This is a genomic window from Campylobacter concisus (assembly GCF_902460875.1).
GTDB lineage: Bacteria > Campylobacterota > Campylobacteria > Campylobacterales > Campylobacteraceae > Campylobacter_A > Campylobacter_A concisus_AA.
Window position 1 is genome coordinate 1 of record NZ_CABPVR010000017.1, and the last position, 4,223, is coordinate 4,223.

At 31.3% G+C, this 4,223-nt stretch carries 2 protein-coding genes; both read left to right on the forward strand.

Translation table 11 applies throughout. From position 1 onward, the window contains the following. Positions 1-1,947: hypothetical protein (locus tag F3H01_RS09280; protein ID WP_188116379.1), on the forward strand; the 1,947-nt coding region annotated here is incomplete at its 5' end. Positions 1,948-1,971: 24 nt separating this feature from the next. Beyond that, positions 1,972-4,223 (forward strand): hypothetical protein (locus tag F3H01_RS08995; protein ID WP_149725553.1); only part of this gene is annotated, 2,252 nt, incomplete at its 3' end.

Consider the following 4,223-nt stretch of genomic DNA (forward strand, 5'->3'; position numbering starts at 1 on the left):
TTATATATCTTTTATGCTTATTTAAATCTCTTTTACGAATATGGCAAATTTAGTGATGAAAATTTTAAGCAAGATATGGTCGGGTATATAATAGAAAATTTAGGCAGCAACATAGATAAAAATAGCAACAAAGAGGCACATCTAGTAAAGATACTAGATATAGATGATCTAGATAAACTAGATGCAGCAAAGATAGTAAGTGATGCTAGAGCTGGCGATATAGATATGCTAGTGGCTATTTGTGCTTTGAATTTATTTGTATTTGAAAAAAAGATAGATGTAAATGAGCTTAATAAATACTTCTCTTATAGCAAAAACATCTATAAAAATATAACGATACTACGAGATAATAGAGTGGATATAGCAGAGGCTAGCATCTTTGTAAAGGACAGAATAGATATGCTAAAGAGCATAATAAATCTAAAATATACGGATCTAGTAAAGCTAAAAGAAAATGAAAATTTCTTGGCTAGCATAGACTCTAAGGATATAAGTTCTAGCGATGAAGCCATAGTAATAGCTAATAATAAATCCGCTCAAAATAATGATGATGTAGCTTACAATAATAAAGTAGCAACCGATGATATAAAAGCTCTTATGAATGAGAGCGTGGGAAGTATCTTTTATAAAAATAACGATACCCTTAGTGTAAGTGCAGTAGATAAAAGTATAGTCGATGTTGAGGTATTAAAGGAGATATTTAAGCTAGATAGCAAAAATATGAATCAAAGAATATATCTAAACTCTGCCCTTTTGTCTAAAGCCAATGAAGAGGAGGATTGTCCACTTTATTTTAAAGATGAAAAATATAATAGTGATGAGAATATACCTCTAAATTTTACTCATCAGCCAAGAGATGAGGATAAAGATATAGGAAGGCTAAATGTTGCTTATAGAAATTCTCAAGCAAATATATTAAATTATTCACTATTAAATAAGAGTCTAAATATCGATCTAAAACCAATGAGTAAAAAGACTAAAGAGGCTCTTTCAAATTTAAATCAAAGGCAAAATTTACAAAAAGATAATCAATCTAAAGAAATTTCATCCACTGCTACTTCATGCCCTGTCATAGAGGACGACACTATCATTTGCCCACATGGTGGTCATGTGATCTTAAAAAGTAGGGCAGGCAGGAGTATAAGATCAGACGATCAAGGTGTGATACTTGACGTTGATTTTATAAACTCGCCGATAGTAGGTTGCTCAGCTAGGATCCCATGCGTCATAGTAGCTTATGTGCCAAGATCGGCACTTAGTCTAAAAAGCATGAATGATCACTACGCTGTAATGCAAGATCTAGTGCCAAACTGCCTAAGCAACACCGGCTCTTCGCTAAGGTGCATAAAAAAAGAGAATAAACTTAAACTAGAGCATAGTTTAAGTAATCCTATGTTTGAGAATAATAACCTTGCCGTACAAAATCCAAATTTAAATAAGCCATTGATCAGACTTCATATAAAAGCTTTTGCTTCTCAAATAGATAATCTTTTGGTAACTACCTATTATCTATTTGATAAAAAATTTGAAGATAAAAATGGCTTCAGCAAGATCAAACTCAATTTAGACGAGGGAAGAGACGTAGAGGATAAGAATTTAAAGGCTCTTTTAGCGGATAATTATGACGATAAGCGTTATGATATCAAAGAATTTAAACTAAGATATGGAGTGGATAAGCTGAATTTGATATTTGTAGTTCCAAAGAATTTTAGCTCTCTTGATAAAGAGAACTACAAAAAGGCAAATAGCCCGGAAAGCGGAGTAGGCTTTTTTGCCAGTTTAGATGAATTTAATAGTTCTAATATAGAAAAGAATAGACATACTTACACTTATGTTTTTATGTCTCCAACTGGAGCTAAAAGCATAGAGCTTGAGATAGCTAAAGGGCTAGATAGTGGCTATACAAATGATATAAACACAACTAGCTTTGTAATGCTTGTTAGTTGATAAATTTAAAGAGAGGGATCGTTCTTGAGATTAGATAATACAAAAATTATTAGAAGTATAGAAGAACTACTTTTTGAGGTCGGCGTAAATGGAGAAGGATATAAAAATATAACCTTTTATTGCCGTGATTTAAACCATTTTTATAATACAAATATATTAAACGGAGATGCCTTATATAATAAGATATTTACAAGGCTATATGATCAAAAAAAGGCGGGCAAAAATGTTAGCATAAAGACATATAAATATTTTGATAAGTTTAGTTTATTTAAGAATGAGCGTGGTTTTGAAAGAACCGATGAAATAAAAGTCGCAAACAGTAGTATGAAATTGGAGGTACTTAGTCAAGAAAAGGATATTATTGAAGAGTTTACTAAAGAACTAGTAAAACTTGCAAATATTTTTAGGGAACAAGGCAATATGGTTAAAAATTTTGAAGAAGCATCTAGCGAATTAGTTAGCAACTATAAAAAAATAGATCGAAATATTAACTCCTTATTGGATAGGCTAAGGGATGAGCTAATAAAAAAAGCAACCATAATATTAAATCATGAAAATTTTGATAAAGAAGAAGAGAGTATAGAAGCAATCAAAGACGGTTTTGAGGAAATCAAAGAGAATCTTAAAAAGGCTTCAGAGGATGGCAAGATTTATATGGCAAAAGAGATAGTTAAATTCTTTTTTAGTCTTCTTGATATAACTGATTTAAGGGCTACATTTAAGCCACTAACACTACTGCTTGCCGTACCAGATGCACTTTCTGCCACTAAAAATATAGGTGAATTTCTTCAAAAAAGAGGATTTTATGCCTTTTCTAGTCCGGTTATGAGCCTACTAGCTACTAAGTTTGGTTTTACATTAGGGTTATTAAATACAGTATCGTTTAACAATATTTTAGTTTTTACAAATGATGATCAAAATAGTGGAGCATTTATAGATTTTTCAGGGTTTGATATAACAGCCACTAAGACGAAAAGTAATTACGATGAGTATATTGGAGTTTGCTCTAATTTTTCATTAGAGGTTGATGAAAAAAGCCTATTTGAAGCAAAGATAAGTAAATATGAAAATATAGATAAAAAAAATAATATATCAATATGTAAAAATGATAAGGACAATGCCGAAGAGAGTCTGCTTAATAGGATAGAAGAGTGTGTGATCGCAAATAGAGCAAATTTTGTCTATATGCAGTATCCATTTTTCAATTCTTTAAAATTTGCGAATCTTTTAAGGGATAAATCCTTAACTACCAAGGACGATACTCACAATACAAATAACAGTAGCGGCACCTCTAAAAACTATCTCATTATTTCAAATGCCCCTATGAGAGAAAATGCAAAACTAAATGAGCACCTTTTGCAAAACGTATTAAACTATAAGATAATGGACAGTCTAAATAGGGTGGATAACAAGAAAGTGACTGACCCTAAGCAGCTAAAAGCCACGAAAGACTATAGTCAGTACTCCATACAAGTAGATGCTCAAAATGATGAAGACCTATATTTATTAAGTCTAAGCCCATTTACAAGGGTTAGCAGAGAGAAAATCAAGAAATTTGAAAGTTATATTTCAGACAATTTTATATTTAACAAACCAATGGGCAAAGAAATTTTTAATGGCTCGGAACGTTTCATTAAATTTACGCAAGCCAATACCTATTTAAGTCATATAGATAAGTACTTTAAAAATGCCAAAGACATGGAAGAGATAATTAAAAGAGAAGAAGAATTTTTAGAGGCAAACATAGAGGAATTCAAAATCTTCTTTTTAAATTTGAATTCAAATACGGAACAAGATCGTATTATTTATGCTTTAGGTAAGCCAACTTCAATACCAATCGATGATAGAGGCATGATGCAATTATTGTCAGAGGAGTCTAATGGCGCATTTATAATAGAAACAGAATACTATTATCCAGCCACAAAAGTATTCTTATTAGTGATGGGATATTTTATATTAAGACAAATATTTGATAATTCCTTAATCAAACCAGAGTCTTATCTTGGGAGTGAGGCCATAAATTTATATGGCGAAACATTTCTAGTTTTATCCAAAAACACCTATTATCTAAAAGAAGATGAAACAAAAATACCCATATATTTCTTTAAAAAAGAAAAAGAGGCGAAAGCAGGACAAAAGGATGCCATCTGCATAGAGGAGATAGTGGACTCAATAGAAAAAAGTCATGTGGCTGATGACGATCATATATTAGATGATGATACATATAGTGAGTTAAAAAAGATACTTGAAGAACCAACAACTCTAGACATATATGA